Source organism: Paenibacillus qinlingensis, from assembly GCF_013204845.1.
Lineage (GTDB): Bacteria > Bacillota > Bacilli > Paenibacillales > NBRC-103111 > Paenibacillus_E > Paenibacillus_E qinlingensis.
Genome location: NZ_JABMKY010000020.1, coordinates 82887 through 101622, shown reverse-complemented (window position 1 = coordinate 101622; position 18736 = coordinate 82887). Strand labels below are relative to the sequence as shown.

Below are 18736 nucleotides of genomic sequence, written 5' to 3'. Positions count from 1 at the left end.
ATTCCTCCTTTCTAAAATAGACCCTGCTGAAAGCGACGAGCAATCCAATTGACAGAGAGCAGTAGAATTAAAGCAACGACTGATTCAAACATGCCCATTGCTGTAGTTAAACTAAATTGCGCGCCTTGCAGTCCAACGCGATAAATATACGTGGAGATGACATCCGAAACGTCGTTCACCGCAGCATTTTTCAAGACGTAAATGGGGTCGAATCCCACTTCCATCACCCGCCCCATAGAAAGTATAAAGACCAAAATGATGGTCGGCGCAATTCCGGGAATCGTAATATGAATAATCTGTTTCCCTTTATTAGCACCATCCATACTTGCTGATTCGTACAAAGACGGGTCGATTGTCGTCATTGCCGCCAAATAGATGATGGCGTTAAAACCCATATCTTTCCATATCCCTGCACCAACAAAGATGGTGATCCATGATTTGATATTGTATAAGAATGGAAATGGTTCCAGCTTAAAAAGGGTCATCAAATGACTTAACCAGCTTCCTTCGATTCCGAAAATACTAAAGACGATCCCACCGACAATAATCCATGAATAAAAGTAAGGTAAATATACAAGCGTTTGAACGATTTTCTTAAACCACATTTTTCTCGCTTCGTTCAAAAGAATAGCTAATAGGATCGGAAACGGAAATCCCACGAATATATTTAGAGAGCTAAGTAGAAGTGTGTTTCGGATAATTTTCAGCGAATTTGGGTTACTGAACAGCTTTTGGAAATGTTCAAATCCAACCCAGGGACTATGGAACACCCCGTCAAAAAAGTTATAATCTTTAAAAGCGATGATCAGTCCAGCCATTGGTGCGTATTTGAAAATTAAGTAAAATAAAATGACGGGTATGAACATTAGGAGTAGTGGCATATTCTCCCTTAATCTCTTCATGTCGATTCGCCTTCGGTGTATTGCTTTCATATTGTTCCCTCTTTCTTTGTAGTTGCCTGCGATTCAACTGTACAACTGAAAGGTAAGGTGGAACAATCGTTCATTTTCCCTCGATCAACAATATTCGCAAATAAAAAAAGAACCGTCATCCCTGGCTTTTTCACCAGTGAATCCGATCCTATGGCCATCCAAATCCTATTCATCAACAAAAATATATCAATCAATAAAGTTCTTATTTATGATTTCACTTGAGCAGTCTTCCGAAAGTCTCCTGGTGTTTGACCAACCAGCTTTTTAAATGATCGAATGAACGTGTTCGGATGCAGATATCCGATTCTGACCGTAATCTCTTGTATGGAGTGTTCGGTTTGAACCAAAAGCTCTTTCGCATGTTCTGTACGAATTCGAGTCAAATAATCAATAAAATTCTCACCAATTTCTTCTTTAAATGTACGACTAATACTTTTCATATGTACATGAAACACATCGCTTAAATGAAGCAATGATAAATCTGGATTCTGGTAATGTTCCTCCATATATAATTTAATTTTACGAATAAGCATATGGTTGCTGCTCATCTCACGCAACGTCACCATCGCTTCTGTTGTTTTCGTAAAAACATTTCTTAACATATCCTGTAATTCATCCACCGTGTCCCAGTCGTCTACTGCCTTTTGCAGTTTATCCTTCAAACCGTCTGCCCCTATTTTTTGCACACCCGCTCGTAAGTCTGTAAACTCCTTATCAAGGAAAAATATCATGTAGCTCATTAGGTTGTCTAATTCCTTACGCGCATATAGACCGGCTCGAATACCATCAAAAAGTTGTGTGAAGCTAACCTGCCAATCTCCCTCCCCCGTTCGTAATGAAAATGCAATCGCGCGGATATATTCGAGAAGATCGAGTGACTGTTGCTTACTTTCAGGTTTAATCTGCCAATAACAGATCACACGATCCTCACCTAGTGTTGGTTTATATTGAAGTGCTTCCAACGCTTCAACGTAGGCATAATGTACAAGTTCAATACGATCGACTGCTGAACCTATGCCCATTGTAATATTAAAATCAAGGTAGGTCTTCACCCATTGCATCATGTCATTGGCTATATCACTCGCAATCTGCTCGGGCGTACTTTCAGGCGGTACTTTCTGGACCAAGTGCAGCAAAGTCAATTGATCTTTGGACGTCCACTCGGTCCATATGGTTACATTTCGGCCAAATGCGATTTCCTTTACTACGCTACATAAAACGAATTTAAGCAAATTTTGATCATGATCTGAATAAAGATTTGCGAATTTACTATATTTATTAATTTCCAGCACACTAACACATAGCGAGTCAAAATTGCATGGCATTCCGAGACTCTCCATCTCCTGTTGCCACTCTTCGAACTTCAAGGGACGATTCCCATCCACCCATTCGAAAAAGAAGTGTTTTCGCTTAAAAACTAAATCTTCCTCGTGCTGCTTCTGATAGGCATTTGACCGTTCCATCAAATTTACCAAGGCCGTATCGATGAACTTAAATTCGTCTTGATTGCCTTTACGGAACAGTTCGGCGCTTTTTTGCTGGGAGAATAATTGGATACGCTGTATGATCGTTTCTACAGGCTTATAGTTCCGCCTGGTAACTACAACAATCCATATCACACCAATACTAAAGAAAATTGCACAAACAAATATCCAATATTTCGATATTGCGGAGACAAGACGAAACAAATTACCATTCGCCACACTGCTGAAAATAGCCCATTCGGAATAATCAGAATGCATCTCCGTCATCAGGGAATCGTTCCCATGAATGTCACCATAAATAGGCGTCCCCTCGCGGTCATAAAGGCTGAGATGATTGGAATTTTCCGTCGTCAGTGTTTGAACGAAACGGGAAATCGCTTGAAGCTGCACATTAACTACGATTAGTCCGTCATTACCAGAATTCAATGGGACATATCTCACTAAAGATACAAATTCGGTGGGTTCTCCTTGCTCCGTGAAACCTTTCCGCACATCTGACCATTGTTGATTTAGTCCGGATTGCTTCAAAGCTTCTACAATCAATTGTTTATCATTAAATGCAGCTAGCTTGGAAACGGAGTATGGTGTCTGCACTCTATCGTCTGACAGCCTATATAAATAGATCGAGTCGATGAGCGGCATCGTTGCCATGAGACTTTTCACTTTGACAGACGACAAATAGCCCGAATAAAATCGGTCGTCGCGTAAAGCAGGATTAAAAAAAGCCGATAGCATATCATCATCGCTTGCGATCTCATTCGTAATCGTGTTATCGATCAACTTCATTTGATTGTCAATGGACTGGAGCACTTGCTTGGTGAAAATTTTATTGGATTCGACGGCGGTTTTTCGAGAAAGCTCACTGAATGCCATCAATAGGATAAACATGAGTAGAGGCACAATAAAAAGAAAAATCGTTACATAGGAAAACAGGAGACGACGAAACCATGTCTTGTTCAGCGAGATGTTCTTCATCATCGTTTACTCTCCTTTTTTTCAAATATTTATTATGATCATTGTCTAATTACCCGAACCTGTTGCGCGAAATCCTATGCCCACTCAGTCCGATCATTTCCTCAATCAGTCTCCGACTTTCGGGCATCGATATGTTCCATAGACCTAAACCAGGTATCCGTTATCCAACGTGCTTGCCAATGTTTAGACAAATCTTATCACTCCCCTAAAGTTCAATTTGTATAGTTAGTTTAACAAAAGAAAAAAATCATGCTTTCCAACTGTACAACTAAAATGTGGGTAGAACAATATTTCATTTTCCCTCAATCAACAATATTCTCACATAAATAAAGAAACGGTTATGAATCGCCCTTCATAACTTAACCTAAATTAAGCAACTAACAAATACAATAACCCTTAAAAGCAAAAAAAGTGAAAGTTTACAAAAGTAAAATTTCACTAACGAATTCTATTTCTACTAACGATCTTTATTTTCCTTGATCAAGTGGAACTTGCACACCCACCTCAGATTGCGCCAAAGTGGTTCTATTTCTCCCATTATTTTTGGAGACATACAGGCAAGTATCTGCATGATGATACCAGACTTCGAGCGTCATGAGCGGATCGATAAGCTCTGATACCCCGATGCTAATGGTATAGGCGATTTCGCTTTCACTACCCATCGATACCCAACGCAGAGGTTCTTGCTGCAACCGAAGGCGAAGCTGCTCAGCAGCTTGATAGGCCTGTGTCCCGTTCGCACCAGGGAGGACCATGGCAAATTCTTCTCCACCAATACGCCCGACAGCCCCGCCACTACGAACCGCATCCCTCATTAATCCGGCAAAATGCTCCAGCACACGATCGCCTACGAGATGTCCATGGTTGTCATTTATTTTCTTGAAATTATCCAAGTCAATTAAAAGCAAACTAACGGATTCACCGTTTACTCTACTTTCATTCATCGCAGTGTCCAAAATCTCCAGAAACGTACGTCGGTTATATAAATTCGTTAACCCATCCAGTGTCGATTTTTTGATCAATTCATTTTCATAAACCTTACGTTCGGTGATATCTGTTAAAATGAGGAGTGATCCGGTACGCTTAAATCGAATTTGGATTGGAATGAAACGCACAGCCCAATGTCTGCCGCTGCTTTCCACTTCCATCTCATCTTGGTTACCGTTGTTGTAGAAAGCTTGCAGGGTGGGGTGATCTTTCAGATGAGTCAGGAGCTGAGTGCCCTTCAGTTTATTATCGCCGGCTAAGCTTGCCATGATGGGGAATGCTGCTGGATTCGCATCGATAATCATTCCTTGCTCATCCACAATTAAGATTCCTTCCGTCATGTGCTCAAGCACTTTTTCTTTGACCATGGGAGGAACTTGAAGAAAGTTATATGTATATAAAGCATAGAAAAGCAGGAGTCCTGAAGGCAGCATGGATACAGCTACCGTGACTTTGATTCCCATGAAACCGGCCAACTCTGGAACAAAAAAAGGTGAAAGTATAGCTATCATCAAGAGGACATGCTGTGTTCGTTGTGTGCCGACAACTTTTCGGTAATTAAGCAACAACAGCCCCAATCCCCACAGTCCCATCATTTTTTCAAATATAAAAAATAGAAGTCCGAAATGCGTTCGCTCCAACCGCAGGACACCTTCTTGGCCATTTCCCTCAAGTGACGCCGATACGCGAATAAGGTGATGCAGGGGATCGGTAAACAGCAGGATCCAATAGCTCAGCATAATAAAACTCAAAATAACCACGCTTCGAACGACAACACGTCGATTTATCCCAATAAAAGACAAAATGACTCCCAAAATCATCACAGGTGAGTAATAGAGAGGAATCTGCTGGACATTGCGCCAAAATAATTTATCTTCGAGCGTAACAGCGAGGATTTCGAATATGCTAAACAAACCTTGTAAAGACATGAGCGCCGTGGTCACTGTGAAAAAAATTCTTTCTGGTGATTTCCGAAAACGGAACGTTAACAAGAATAAAATGAAGAACACGATACAGCTAAGAAGAATAGGGAATGGATATCCGCCTTTTAAAATCATCTCATAGACCCCTCTGTCTTTCATTATGACTCTCTTTGTATCCTAGCATATCAGAAAAAGTTAGAAAACAACTGTTTTGAGCCCAAAAGAAAGAGCACCCTCTCGGGCGCTCATCCATGTACTTATTATTTATTTCTTCGCAGCAACATACAAGTCGTTCATTTCCTTCACCAAATCATCCCCGCCTGATTTCTTCCACGTGTCAAATGCAGCCTTCAGAGCCGCTTCATCACTTTGACCGACGATAAATTTAATACGTGCATCATTGATGATGTTATCCAGCTGTTGGCCTTTCTGCGAATAAACCGCCGAGATGAATGGCTCGACAGGGTTAGCCACAATGACTGCTTCCGCTTCTTTTTGAATCTTCGTCGTTTGCAAACGAAGCGGGGTTTGCTTCACTTTCAAGCCGCGATCTTCCGGGATAAATGGCAGCATTTGGTTCAAACCTTCTACTTCGGATTCGAGAAGAGCTGTATCCTTGCTTGCCACAAGAGCATCGCCATCTTTGGTGTAGTGCTTACCTTCAATCCCATATCCAGCTAGGGTTTGAAGATCAGGCTCGTTCATTTGATCCAAGAATTTCAGAACTCGCTTCAGCTCTTCTTCTGTTTTCACACTGGACTTCGAGATCGCTAGGATACCTGCAAAACCAGAAGTAGGTAATGCTTTCAGGCCATTTTTACCAGTGACACCAATCATATTATCTACATAGTGAATATTAGGATTATCTTTACCATCTTTCGCTAGTGCTGCGTGAATGCGATCATCAATACGTGAGGCTGTATCTGTAACGTCTACGATAACCCCTGCTTGATTGTTAACAACAGGATCGTTCCACTTTGCTGAATCAAAGACCGCAAAATCTTGATTAATCAGCTTTTCATCATAAAGCTTCTTCATAAATTTAAGCGCTTCCATATATTCGGCCGTTTGATGCTCAGGTATGAGCTTACCGTCTACGACACCCCATTTGTTTGGCGCTCCGAACCAAAGCTTCATGGTATCAAACCCGCTTGCCCATTGCCCTGTCCATTTGACCAGAACCATACCATAGGTGTCATCTTTACCGTTCTTATCCGGATCTTTCTCCTTGAATGCCTTCAGCATCGCATAGAAATCATCAATCGTTTTCGGTTGCTGCATACCTACGGCTTCTAACCAGTCTTTCCGATAACTGATCCCATTGCGACCTAGCGCGCGACCGCGATAAATCCCATAATTTTTCCCATCAATGGATGAGTTGTTCATAATGACTTGGTTGGCTTTGCTTAAGTTCGGGTAATCCTTCAGATATTTCCCAATTTCCCAGAATGCGCCTGATTTCGCCGCGTTAACGAAACTTGGGTTCTTCACATCGCCAACATAAATAATTTGAGGCAGCTTGCCTGAAGCCAATGTAATATTAAATTTATCTGTGTAGGAAGCGTTCGGGACCCACTCCAGATGAATATTGGTGTTGGTTTTCTTCTCAATTTCGGTTGTAACAGGACCATCATCTTTCGGGAAATTCGTTTTGAAAATAGGAAGCATGATGCTTAGCTCCAGTGGTGCTAGATTCTCTGGTGCCTTGGTCTGCGTAGCTGCTTGTGTGGTTGAGGCAGCTGCTGCTGGTGTAGCTGTACTCTCTTTGTCACTGCTGCAACCAACGATGGTTGTCATGACAGCTGTGCCTACGGTTGCTACGGTAACCCATTTTTTCGCATTTTTCTTCATCTAAACATGCCTCCTCTAAGTTATGGACTTGCCTCTATCGTAATCCGTTACCCCTTGACCGAGCCGATCAAGACCCCTTTAGCAAAATGTTTTTGCAGGAACGGATAGACAAGCAAAATCGGAATCGTGCCCACGACGATAACAGCCATTTTGATCGACTGTTCGGGCGGTTGTACGAAATTTGGATCCATGGCGTTAATATCCCCAGCTGCCGCCTGTGACAGCAAAACAATTTGTCTGAGCATGACCTGCAGCGGCCATTTGGAGGGATCGTTAATGTACAGTAAAGCAGAGAAGAAGTTGTTCCAATGACCCACGGCATAAAATAACGTGAAAGTTGCCAACACAGGCATCGATAATGGCAGCACAATGCGCCACAGCAGGCCAATCTCCGTGCAGCCATCGATCTTCGCTGCTTCCTCTAATTCCGGAGGGATCTCTTGAAAAAAGTTTTTGACAATAATCAAGTTAAAAGCGCTAATCGCGCCTGGAATCATTAAAGCCCAGTAGGTATCCAACATATGCAGCTCACGTACAACCAGGAAAGTCGGAATTAAGCCGCCGCCAAACAACATGGAGAAAATAATCAGATTGAGTACCGTATTCCGTCCCATTAAACTCCGCTTCGATAGCGCATATGCCATCGTAACAGTGAAGAATAAGTTTACGAAGGTACCCACAACCATTACATAAAGCGATACCCCAATACTTTTTAAAATCGTACTAGTTGAGAAAATAAAGCGGTAAGCCGCTAAAGTAAACGTCTCCGGTATAAGGAATACTGCTCGCCTCGTCAACTCTGCATCTGAAGCAAACGACCCTGCTATGACATAGAGAAATGGCAGTATGGCCACGATACCAATGATACCCAGAACAATATAATTGCTTACATCGAAGATGGTTCCGGGAACGCTCTTATATTGCTTTGCCAAAACCCCTCTCCTCCTTTACCTATAATATTCGTATTAATAAATGCCGGATTGTCCGAACCTCTTCGCTGTCCAGTTGGCACCTAGTACCAAGATGACACCAATGACTGCTTTAAACAAACCAACAGCTGTACTATAACTAAAAGCGCCCTGTGTGATCCCCATCATATAGACATAGGTATCAAATACTTCAGCTACTTCCCTGTTCAATGGATTCAGCATGAGGAAAATTTGCTCAAAACCGTTATCCAACACATCGCCCATCCGCAGGATAAGCAGAATAACGATCGTGCTGCGAATCGATGGCAGGGTAATATGCCACAGCTGTCTGAAGCGGTTAGCGCCATCTACGATGGAAGCTTCATATTGTTCCACATCGACACCAGCTAACGCAGCTAAGAAGATAATCGTGCCAAACCCGCATTCCTTCCACATCGTTTGTATAATAATCATCGGCCGAAACCATTCCGGACTAGCTAAGAAGTCAATTTTATGACCCACATATTTCTGCAAAAGCTCATTTACCAACCCGCCTTGTGTCGTTAGAAAAACATAAGTTAAGCTGGCCACGATAACTAATGATATGAAATGCGGCACATAAATTAATGTTTGAATGGTTCGTTTATACATATTGACCTTGATCTCATTCAGTAAAAGTGCAAGTACAATCGGTGCTGGAAAGTAAAACACCAAATTATATAACGAAAGCAACAGCGTATTGCGAAGGAGCATGAAAAACTCTGGATTCTGAAAAAACACACGGAAATGCTCCAAGCCAACCCAGTCACTCTTCCAAAAACCTAGAAAAGGCTGATAATTCTTAAAGGCAAGCAGTACGCCCCACATGGGCACATATTTAAATATAATGAAATACAACAAGCCCGGCGTTAGCAATGCGTAGATCCATTTATCCTTGCGCAACCTTGCCCACACCTGTGATCTGCGAAGCCCTTTCGCCTCGCTCACCTGAACCAGCTCTCTGTTGTTAGGAGCAGCTGCCTGCTTCATCCTTTTCACCTCCATGTCATGATCGCCTTGTGAGCGTTTGTAGCCTTATTATGCATCTCCTGTGATTAACCGCCTATCAGACATTCTTGTAAGCCCTTCCAAGCGCATGAATGTCTACTTATACAAGAAAGTGCAAACCGCTCAAAACAGTTGAAACTTCCTTATTTACCCAGCAAGAATGTGTTATTGCCCTTGATTACAATAGCATTTATAGTAGAAACTAACTTTCTGATGAAGAGGATGGATGATGGTAATGGGTAAAAAACTATATCATGGTGCGGCTTGGTATCCTGAACTTTGGGAACAATCAGTCATTGAGCAAGATATTGAACTTATGAAGCAAGCTGGCATGAATGTCGTGCGAATTGGCGAATTCGCTTGGTCGAATATGGAACCTCACGAGGGTGAGATTGATCTCGGATTTTTTGTACGCATGGTTACCCTCTTGCATGAAAATGGGATAGAAACCGTTATGTGTACGCCGACACCTACACCACCGATTTGGTTCACACAGGGTCATCCGGAACGGATGTATGTGAATGAGCAGCTGCAGGTCATGGGACATGGGTCGCGTCAACATGCGTGTACGAATCATCCCTATTTTCGTGAAAAAGCTTCCATTATCACCGCGCACATTGCAAGGGCTATTGGACGCTTACCCGGCCTCATCGGTTGGCAGATCGACAACGAATTCAAAGCGCATGTATCCGAATGCATGTGTGGAACGTGTCTTGTCCAGTGGCATGAATGGCTTGAAGCGCGTTATGAAACCGTTGAAAAGTTGAACGAGGCGTGGGGCACGCAAATTTGGAGCGAATACTACCATAGCTTCGAGCAAGTTCCGCAGCCTGATCCGGTGCCGTTCTTACACAACTCTTCCCTCAGTACGATGTACCAACTATTTTCCATGGAGAAAATCGCTCAGTTCTCAGACGAACAGGCGGCGATTATCCGCCAGTTCTCGGACGCGCCGATCACGCATAATAGCAGTGTCGCTTTCAGTGTAGATAATGAGCGTTTATTCCGTGAGTTGGATTTTGCGTCGTTCGATACGTATGCTACTTACGATCATCCAGCGAACTACTTATTAAATAACGACCTGTGGCGGAACTTTAAGCGCGGTCGCGATTACTGGATCATGGAAACAAGTCCATCCCATGCAGCCTCACTTGCGAGTTACGCAAAGCCGCATCCAAACGGCTATCTTAAAGCCGAAGCCGTTGCCGCTTATGCGCTGGGAGCCGAAGCCTTCTGCTATTGGCTGTGGAGACAGCAGCGGGCAGGATGCGAACAGCCACATGGCTCTGTTATCAGTACATGGGGCAAGCCTACGGTTGGTTTCCCGAATGTGTTAGAAGTTGAGCAAGCTAGAAAAGAAATCGAAGCCACGATCTTAGCTACTCGCCCGACTCAAGCAGAGGTTGCTATGACTTATTCCGATCGTGCCAAAGCGTTTCTGAAAACCGAGCCGCATCAGAAGCTGAATCATCGCGGTCTTGTAACTAGTTTCTACGAGCGAATACTCCATCTAGGTATTCACCGCGACATCGTACCAGAAGGTACAGAACTGGATGGGTACAAGCTGTTGTTTACGCCATTCCTCCCTTATATCTCAGAGGATTTGATGAAGCGTGCTTCTGCATTCGTAGCCGAAGGCGGAGTTTGGGTGGTTGGCCCTCTCTCTGGCGGACGCACCGAAGAACACACCATGCATACGAATGCTGCACTCGGTGAATTAGAGCACCTTGCCGGTGTGGACACAGTCTATACGTTCCCCATGGATGGCAGCGGATCGATTGGCAGCGCCTTTGGCGTCGCTGCTCCGCTTTCGTTATGGAGCTCCGTCTTTGAGCCGAAGGAAGCCGTTGCCGTCGGAACCGTCGAATCGGGGCTGACACCGGGGCTAGCCTTTATTACTGAGCGCGCGTATGGCAAAGGCAAGATTGTCATGCTTGGCTCTATGCCAACCGGCGAGGAAGGCGAGCAATTGTTGAACAAGCTTATCCTGCGGTATGCGGATGATGCTGGGGTGCAACTGCGGACTGATGTAACAGCAGGTACGATTGTCGCTCCGAGACATGGCGATGGCTGCGAGGTATGGGTCGTGGTTAACATGGACGGTGCAGGCGGCAACGTGACGCTCCCACGTGATGGCGTGGATCCAATCACAGGAACCATCTACCGTAAGGGGCAGCTTACACTTAGCCGGTATGAACACAAAGTAATTCAATTCACAGCTGAGTAGCAAAGTCATGTAAGAGAGTATCTAAGCAAATTTGATTGACCATCTGGGTATAAGCACTGACAAGCAGCGCGCACCTCACATACGCTGTCTAAAAAGAGGTGTACTCCCTATGCCCAGGTATAAAAGCAGTTCAATCAAGAGTAAATGGCGTAAAACCAAATGGCTGCTTCAACAACCTCAATTGCGCCATTATGTCCCTCGAACATTGCTTTTTACGAGAACTAATTTGCATACGATGCTAGATGATTATAAAACAGTCTTTTTCAAGCCTACAGATGGTTCCGGTGGTTCAAATATAATCCGCATCAAGTGGAAGCCTAAAGGCTTCCAGACCCAATTGAATCGCACGAAAAACTTCTATACCACGCGGAAGCAGCTGCATAGTAAATTATCCAGACATGCGGGTAAGCGTTCCTATTTACTCCAGAAAGGGATTAAGCTCGCCAAGACGAAAGGCAGACCTTTCGATATTCGCGTCATGGTGCAGAAAACGAATCAAGGTGAATGGGTCAGCACTGGCCTCTTCGCCAAAATCGGTAGACAAGGTAAAGTAGCTACGAATTATAATCAAGGCGGGACTATAGGCTATTTCAAGCCCACCATGCTCGGAGCAGGCTACTCCTCTTCTGACATTAAAGAACGAGAAGCGCAGTTGAAGCAGTTAGGTGTGGCGGTCGGGTATGCTTTTGATAGTCACAACCGTGGATTCCGAGAACTGGGTCTCGATGTCGCGATTGATTCCAAAGGGATTCCATGGATTCTAGAAGTGAACACCAGGCCTCAGTTCTATCCGCTGAAGAACATGTCTAATCGTAAGCTGTATCGACGCATGGTGGACATTGGGAAACAGTATGGAAGAAAGAAGTAGAGGATTGGTTTCATTTCACTAACTATCTGCCGATTATGGAAAATAGATGGAAATTCTCCATCTATTTTTTCGTTTTTCCTCAGTTTTTAGGAAATAACAGGAAAACCTCCAGCTAATCTTGGCGTTTCTGTGCGTTTCGCAGAGAATGACCGAAATTAACTGGAGGTTTTCCATTTAAACTTAATTTTTAACGGATTTACGCAGAAATAGCTGTATATTTTCCATTTAATCATAGCGCGGGAGGCCGCTTGAGGCGCTAGACTGGGTTGGGCTGAGCTGGGTTGAGCTGGTTGGTCTGGTTGGACTGGTTGGTCTGGTTATGCTGAGCTGAGTTGAGCTGGTTGGGCTGGTTGGGCTGGTTGGACTGGTTGGTCTGGTTAGGCTGAGCTGAGTTGAGCTGGTTGGGCTGGTTGGGCTGGTTAGGCTGGTTAGGCTGAGCTGAGCTGGTTGGGCTGCTTAGGTAGGATAAGCTTGCCACGTTGGGCAAGCTCTTTACCGCTACTCTCTAACAACCGTTGCCGAAACTATTTTTCTTCGAATTCAGCACCTCAGCGAGGAATGTCAAGGTTAACCCTTGCCCCCAACCTTGAATACGTTTGTCGGGCACGCCTTTGTAGCCTTCTGCATTTTTCATAACAGCCGTTCCCGCGGATACACCAGTTACGGTGCCTTCCTCGGTAATTCGCGCTAAAATACCGTCGATCGACTTCTGTGTGTATTTGTTGTACAGTCTGCCGCGCGTAAGCAAAGCAGTGGCAATTCCGGCTGATCCTGAAGTCTCTAGCGGAGCTGTCGGATCATTGAGAATGGTGTGCCACAAGCCTGATTCATCTTGCAATCGGACAAGCGCGCTGAGTTGATCACGCAATGAACCATCAATAATCATGAACGAAGGATGCGTAACTTCGACGAGATGTAGTGCTCGTGCCATCGTGAGAGCTGCCCAAGAGTTCCCGCGAGCCCAGAACATGGCCGACATATTATTTTGAGCGATATTGTCCCATCCATGATAGTACAGGTTTGTTTTCGAATCTTGTAGGACGTTCTCATGTCCATGATACTGCTTCAATCCTAGCTCGAAATAGTCATCATTATTCAGCAATATACCAACACGAAGTAGGAAGTAACCCGCCATAAACATCGTATCTACCCATGCTTGTTCTGGAAAGTTATACGTTTCGGAATTAACCGTATGTTGAAGAATGTCGTCCCCGAACCGCTCCGCTTGTGTCGCTAGGAATTCCGCCATTTCCTTCACAGTATCTAGGTATTTCTCTTCTTTTGTCACTTCGTATAGGGTAAGAAGGGAGTGTCCGATGGACACCGCATTGACCGAAAGCCTCGGCAAGCCATCCTCCATATTTTCATCCACCCAAGCCTTCAGCCTAGTTAGATACGATTCGTTTCCTGTAGCCGCGTAAGCTTCGCAAACTCCATAAAATGCGACACCACCTGGCCAATCCCATCCAAAATCCATTCGAAACGTGCGATCTACCACTCGGTCAAGGGCTGATCTGATGTCATTTTCCTCAAATACTAATTTCGGCATGTCTATAAGTTCTCCTCTCATCCTCTATCCTTTCAAGCCGCTTGTGCTAATCCCTTCAACAATGTACCGTTGGAAAATGAAGAACACGACAACAATCGGTACCAATGACGCGGATGCCATTGCGAACATGCCACCCCAGTTGTTCACTGACTCGCCATCCAAGAAAAGCTTCAAGGCAAGGGATACAGGGTACATACTCGGTTTATTTAAGTAAAGCAGCGGGTTTATGAAATCTTCCCAACGCCAGTAGAAGGAGAAAATCGTTGATGTAATGAGCGCTGGAACGATAAGCGGAACCAAAATACGGAAAAAGATGCTGTATTTACTGCAACCATCCATTTTAGCAGCTTCATCAAGCTCGATGGGAATCGTCCGAATGAACTGCATAATCAGGAAGATAAAGAAAGGAATCGCGAAGAACTGAGGCACGATAATTGGTTTAAAGGATCCGATCCATTCTAATTTCGCAAACAGTACGTATTGTGGAATGATTGTAACGTCATGTGGCAGCATCATCGTTAGCATCATACAACCGAACCAGAAGTTTCTACCGAAGAATGGTATACGGCCAAAAGCATAAGCAACAAGGGCTGAACTGGCCACCGCACCGATCGTAGAAAGGATCACGATATAGAACGAGTTCATGAAAAAGCGGCCGAATGAATTGCCTGCGAAGCCTTTCCAGCCTGTTTGAAAGTTCTCCCAAGCAATCTTGCTCGGAATCAAGCTGTAAGCGGTTGAAAAAATTTCACTGTTTGGCTTTAGCGAGCTTGCTAGCAACCAAATGATGGGGTACATCATCACAAGCGAGCATAGGACTAAAAGGAGATGATAGCCAAAGCGTTTGTAGTTGTTTGAATAGGCCATGTTATTTCTCTCCTTTGTTTTCGTAGTAAACCCAATATTTCGAAGTTTGGAAAATAACGAGTGCAATGATACCGACAAGTATTAGCATTACCCACGCCATCGCGGAGGCATAACCCATTTCGTAGAATTGGAATGCTCTGCGGTATAAGTACAAAGAATAAAGTAAAGTATTGTCTAGCGGTCCACCTTCGCCGCGTGAGATGATATAGGCGGGCGTAAAGGTCATGAACGCTGAGATGGTTTGCATAATCAAGTTGAATAGGATAATCGGGCTGAGTAGCGGCAGGGTAATTTTGAAAAACTGGCGAATCTTATTCGCGCCGTCTACGCTGGCCGCTTCATAATAAGAAGCTGGAATGTTTTTGAGACCCGCAAGGAAGATGAGCATGGAAGAACCAAACTGCCAGACGGACAAAGCAATCAGTGTCCATAGCGCCGTGGACGGGTTCCCGATCCAAGACGTATCTGTGTGAATCCCGATAACGCCTAGGGCTGAATTGACTAATCCTTTATCTCCAAATACTTGCGTCCACATAATGGAAACCGCCACGCTGCCCCCAATCAAGGAAGGTAAGTAGAACGAGGAGCGATAAACGCCGATACCTGAGACAGCTTTATTCAACAGTACCGCCACCATTAAGGCGAATGCGAGTCGTAATGGCACGCTAGCGAACACGTACGTGAAGGTTACACTAACGGATTTCCAATACTTATCGTCCGCGGTAAACATTTTTTCATAGTTGTCAAAGCCGATAAAATTCGGTGCATCAAACAAGTTGTAATCCGTAAATGAATAAAAAAGTGATGAAATAATCGGATACAGCGTGAAGATGAGAAACCCCAGAATGAAAGGGGAAGCAAATATGTACCCCACCAGGTTATCGTTATAACGCAGCTTGTTCATTGGTGATCAACCCCTAACCTTGATTTATGAAGTGGAAGCCTCGCTTCCTCTCTTCTCTACCTTTATTATAAAAGAGTTCATCCACAGCCAGAAGGCAAAAAACCGTTCTGTTTGTATAAATAACAGAGTGATAATAGCGGTTACATCGTCCTTTCCCTCTGCTTTTTGGCATAAAAAAGCCCCCGCACTTTTGTGGTGTGCGGAGGCTTTCAGACAAGCTTATTTTTTGTTTTTAGCTAAAATTGCGTTTGCGTCCTTACGGAATTTCGCTGCGCCTTCTTCAACTGTCAACTTTTTGTACATGATTTGTTCAGCAGTGTCTTTCAACAATTTCTCTACTTCAACGGAGCCAATTGGGCTTGGCGGATCCATTGGAGAAGCGTTTTTCTCTGCCCAAGCTACGTACTCAAATACTTTCTTTTGCTCAGGCGTCAGTAACGGCATCAAAGCTTCTTTTACTTTGGAAGAAACCGGTACACCACGCTCGCCCATGATGATTTTGTTAGCATCGATATCATTGATCAAGAAGTCAACGAATTTGGCTGCTTCTTCTTTGTTCTTAGAGTTTTTGGACACAGACCAAAACATACTCGGTTTCAAGAACAGTGCTTTGTTTTGACCCCAGCTTGGTGTTTTCATGATATCCAGTGAACGCTTCGCAGCTGTATTGAAACCAATGAACTGGTTAGACCAAGCGAATGTTGCAGCCGCATTACCTAGCACCATTTCATCGTCTTCCGCTGTTCCTTTTTTCTGTGCTAACTTATCTAGCGGCAGCAAGTAACCGGAATCATACCATTTTTTGTACATCGTGTAGTAGTCTACAAAGGCTTTATCATCGGTATAGCCTAGGCTAGCGCCATCTGCCGCGTATAGCTTTTGACCAACGCTTCTCAGATAGAACGGGAAGTATACGTCATGACGAAGGTCACCAGCAAGCAGCTTGCCTTTGGCTTTCAGTGTCGCCCCTACAGCGTCTAAGTCACCAAATGTCCAATCATCCTTCAAGGTAATGCCATTGTCTTTCAACATTTGCGGATCGATGGTACCACCTAGAGCATTGGATCCTGCATTCATTGCAACTAGTTTACCGTCAATTTTACCACCTGAAAGACTGTTTTCTGCAATGTCTTTCACATTCAAAACACCGCTTGTTGTGAATGGTGTCAAATCTTCCAATTGCCCTCTAGTTCCATATTGCGTGAGGTAGGAAACGTCCATTTGGAAAACGTCTGGCAATCCGTTAGCAGCGGCTTGTGGAGCAAGCTTCTTCCAATAGTCGTCAAATGCGGCGTACTCGGATTCGATTTTCACGTTCGGGTGCTTCTGCTGATACAATTCAATCACTTTCAACGTATAGTCATGACGTGCTTGACCGCCCCACCAAGAAACACGCAAAGTAACTGGATCTGCTTTAGAAGTTGTCGTAGGTGCTGTGCTTGCGGCTGGGCTAGCACCTGTGCTTGGTGTGCTTGTTGATCCGCTTGAACCGCTTGTCCCACAACCTGCAAGTAATAGCGCGGCCGAGATGACCGTAAACATGACTTTTTTCATCTGTTATTTCCTCCCCAAAGTTGTAATCGTTTTCTTTCTACTCGTATTATGCCGCTGGAAGGAGCAAACGTTAATCCAAAATACAGACCTATTTGTTTAAAATGCAGAGGTGTCTGCCGATTTCATATATTCAGATGGGGTTGAACCACGATATTTTTTGAATACTTGACTGAAATATTGGGGATTGTCTCCAAAGCCTAGTCGCTCAGCGAGCTCGAAAATTTTGATATCCGCATCTTCAGCGATCATCTCGGTGGCACGATTAATTCTTGTTTTCATGACATAGTTAGAAAATTTCTCGCCTGTTTCCTTCTTAAATAACTTACCAAGATAGTCTGCATTCATGTATAACATATCATGTGCTACCCAATTCAAGCTAAGTTCCGAGTTCCCTAACTGAGAATTAATCACATCCATCACCTTTTGAACAATCGCACTATGTTTCACTTTGTTAAGTCCATAGAAACGTTCGGTCATCGTAATCACAACATTTTCCATAAACGTTTGAATCATTTGCAGCGTGTTCATTTCCACAATCAAAGGAATTTGCGTAAAATAGTGATTCATTTCCTCTGGTGCGCACTGACGAACGAGGGATACAAACTGCTGAATGACATAGGATTTCGTTGCATCAATATCAAGCTGCGCTTCTTTCAAGCCCCCAATAAAAGCACGTAAAGCGGCTTCCGCTTCCTCACGATGACCAGATCTCACCGACATATTGAGACGTTCCTCATCCCAACCCAACTCCTTCGGTGAAGCTTCCTGGGAGACTTCAGTATCCTTACGAGTTATGAGACTGCCCTCCCCTAAATAAAAACGATAATTGAGCAGATGCAGACATTGTCTATACAGTGTTCTCGCTTGCGTGATGTGGCTCGGCTCACTAAGGGCGATCGTAACATCCCTTTTATAATAGCTTTGGAAAGTGTCTCGTATATGATAGATCCGCTCATGGAGTTGATCGATTTGATCGGATTCTTCCAGTAAAATTAATACATGATTCCCAATTGTTGTGCTAAGCAGAGGACTTACTAGGATTTCCTGGGCAATATTCTTAATCGCAAACAGATGCTCAAACTCAAACCCTTCTTCCAACTGAAACAAGAGAAGTCGGATTTGGTAATCGAAGTCAAGTTTAAATAAGTTTCGGAAATAGTCCCAATCCACTTTGCCATACGTCTTATTCGTCACAAACTCCTTGAGGAATTGTTCTTTCACATGGGGCATCACTTTCTCTAGTTCCGCCTTCATATTCCGAACGAACGACTCCTTACTTGTCTCCTGTTCAAGCTCCGCCACGATTTCCTTGAGCGCTTCACCGATCTTTCCTTCATTCGTAGGCTTGAGCAAATAATGCTTCACGCCATACTGCATCGCTCTGCTTGCATAGTCGAATTCACCAAACCCCGATAACAGGACGAAACGAATATGGGGATACGCCTCACTCACTCGCGCCACTAGCTCAAGCCCATCCATCCCGGGCATTCGAATATCACTTATGATAATATCAGGAATCTGCTGCTGTATGCGTTCAAAGGCTTCTACACCATTACGCGCAGTCCCCATAAGCTCTGTTTGCAAGGATGGCCAATCCACCATACGCGAGATGCCATCTAGAATAATTCTCTCATCGTCAACTAATAATACTTTATACATC

Annotated in this window: 13 protein-coding genes; 2 read left to right on the top strand and 11 right to left on the bottom strand. The window is 44.1% G+C overall.

Annotation, left to right across the window (positions count from 1 at the left end; genetic code table 11):
• Positions 1-11: 11 nt before the first annotated feature.
• The 6 genes from HQN88_RS27805 to HQN88_RS27780 all read right to left on the bottom strand — a co-directional run bounded on the left by HQN88_RS27805 (position 12) and on the right by HQN88_RS27780 (position 9089).
• Entirely contained in the window at positions 12-902 is an 891-nt protein-coding gene (locus tag HQN88_RS27805; protein ID WP_173118637.1) for an ABC transporter permease, read from the bottom strand.
• 236 nt (positions 903-1138) lie between these two features.
• Positions 1139-3394: a helix-turn-helix domain-containing protein gene (locus HQN88_RS27800; RefSeq protein WP_173118635.1), complete on the bottom strand. Its 2256-nt coding sequence runs from the start codon at positions 3392-3394 to the stop codon at positions 1139-1141.
• A gap of 464 nt (positions 3395-3858) precedes the next feature.
• Complete coding sequence (locus HQN88_RS27795; RefSeq protein ID WP_173118633.1) at positions 3859-5460, bottom strand: histidine kinase N-terminal 7TM domain-containing diguanylate cyclase; 1602 nt, start codon at positions 5458-5460, stop codon at positions 3859-3861.
• A gap of 105 nt (positions 5461-5565) precedes the next feature.
• The gene (locus HQN88_RS27790; RefSeq protein ID WP_173118631.1) at positions 5566-7152 is read right to left on the bottom strand and encodes an extracellular solute-binding protein; all 1587 of its coding nucleotides are present in this window, start codon (positions 7150-7152) and stop codon (positions 5566-5568) included.
• Between the two features lie 47 nt (positions 7153-7199).
• Positions 7200-8084, bottom strand: coding sequence for a carbohydrate ABC transporter permease (locus HQN88_RS27785; protein WP_173118629.1), 885 nt, complete (start codon positions 8082-8084; stop codon positions 7200-7202).
• Positions 8085-8117: 33 nt separating this feature from the next.
• Positions 8118-9089 (bottom strand): ABC transporter permease, encoded by a 972-nt coding sequence (locus HQN88_RS27780; RefSeq protein WP_173118627.1) that lies wholly within the window; start codon positions 9087-9089, stop codon positions 8118-8120.
• A gap of 253 nt (positions 9090-9342) precedes the next feature.
• Here HQN88_RS27780 and HQN88_RS27775 point away from each other — a divergent pair, with 253 nt between their 5' ends.
• Entirely contained in the window at positions 9343-11334 is a 1992-nt protein-coding gene (locus HQN88_RS27775) for a beta-galactosidase (RefSeq protein ID WP_173118625.1), read from the top strand.
• A gap of 109 nt (positions 11335-11443) precedes the next feature.
• Positions 11444-12202, top strand: coding sequence for a YheC/YheD family protein (locus HQN88_RS27770; RefSeq protein ID WP_173118623.1), 759 nt, complete (start codon positions 11444-11446; stop codon positions 12200-12202).
• Between the two features lie 505 nt (positions 12203-12707).
• Here HQN88_RS27770 and HQN88_RS27765 read toward each other — a convergent pair.
• From HQN88_RS27765 to HQN88_RS27745, 5 genes are all read right to left on the bottom strand, one after another.
• Positions 12708-13751: a glycoside hydrolase family 88/105 protein gene (locus HQN88_RS27765; RefSeq protein ID WP_173118621.1), complete on the bottom strand. Its 1044-nt coding sequence runs from the start codon at positions 13749-13751 to the stop codon at positions 12708-12710.
• Between the two features lie 24 nt (positions 13752-13775).
• On the bottom strand, positions 13776-14552 hold the full coding sequence (locus tag HQN88_RS27760; RefSeq protein ID WP_420794178.1) for a carbohydrate ABC transporter permease: 777 nt from the start codon (positions 14550-14552) through the stop codon (positions 13776-13778).
• 67 nt (positions 14553-14619) lie between these two features.
• Positions 14620-15522, bottom strand: coding sequence for a carbohydrate ABC transporter permease (locus HQN88_RS27755; protein ID WP_056613083.1), 903 nt, complete (start codon positions 15520-15522; stop codon positions 14620-14622).
• A gap of 219 nt (positions 15523-15741) precedes the next feature.
• Positions 15742-17076 carry an ABC transporter substrate-binding protein gene (locus HQN88_RS27750; protein ID WP_173118617.1) on the bottom strand — a complete coding sequence of 445 codons (1335 nt, stop codon included), beginning with the start codon at positions 17074-17076 and terminating at the stop codon, positions 15742-15744.
• 96 nt (positions 17077-17172) lie between these two features.
• A complete protein-coding gene (locus HQN88_RS27745; RefSeq protein WP_173118615.1) occupies positions 17173-18735 on the bottom strand; it encodes a response regulator transcription factor in 1563 nt (520 codons plus the stop codon).
• Position 18736 lies beyond the last annotated feature (1 nt).

Excerpts from the sequence above, each read along its gene's own strand:
- HQN88_RS27805 (WP_173118637.1), bottom strand. The coding sequence starts at position 902 with ATGAAGAGATTAAGGGAGAATATGCCACTACTCCTAATGTTCATACCC.
- HQN88_RS27765 (WP_173118621.1), bottom strand. The coding sequence starts at position 13,751 with ATGCCGAAATTAGTATTTGAGGAAAATGACATCAGATCAGCCCTTGAC.
- HQN88_RS27750 (WP_173118617.1), bottom strand. The coding sequence starts at position 17,076 with ATGAAAAAAGTCATGTTTACGGTCATCTCGGCCGCGCTATTACTTGCA.
- HQN88_RS27760 (WP_420794178.1), bottom strand. The coding sequence starts at position 14,552 with ATGATGTACCCCATCATTTGGTTGCTAGCAAGCTCGCTAAAGCCAAAC.
- HQN88_RS27795 (WP_173118633.1), bottom strand. The coding sequence starts at position 5,460 with ATGAAAGACAGAGGGGTCTATGAGATGATTTTAAAAGGCGGATATCCA.
- HQN88_RS27770 (WP_173118623.1), top strand. The coding sequence starts at position 11,444 with ATGCCCAGGTATAAAAGCAGTTCAATCAAGAGTAAATGGCGTAAAACC.
- HQN88_RS27775 (WP_173118625.1), top strand. The coding sequence starts at position 9,343 with ATGGGTAAAAAACTATATCATGGTGCGGCTTGGTATCCTGAACTTTGG.
- HQN88_RS27755 (WP_056613083.1), bottom strand. The coding sequence starts at position 15,522 with ATGAACAAGCTGCGTTATAACGATAACCTGGTGGGGTACATATTTGCT.
- HQN88_RS27780 (WP_173118627.1), bottom strand. The coding sequence starts at position 9,089 with ATGAAGCAGGCAGCTGCTCCTAACAACAGAGAGCTGGTTCAGGTGAGC.
- HQN88_RS27800 (WP_173118635.1), bottom strand. The coding sequence starts at position 3,394 with ATGATGAAGAACATCTCGCTGAACAAGACATGGTTTCGTCGTCTCCTG.
- HQN88_RS27745 (WP_173118615.1), bottom strand. The coding sequence starts at position 18,735 with ATGTATAAAGTATTATTAGTTGACGATGAGAGAATTATTCTAGATGGC.
- HQN88_RS27790 (WP_173118631.1), bottom strand. The coding sequence starts at position 7,152 with ATGAAGAAAAATGCGAAAAAATGGGTTACCGTAGCAACCGTAGGCACA.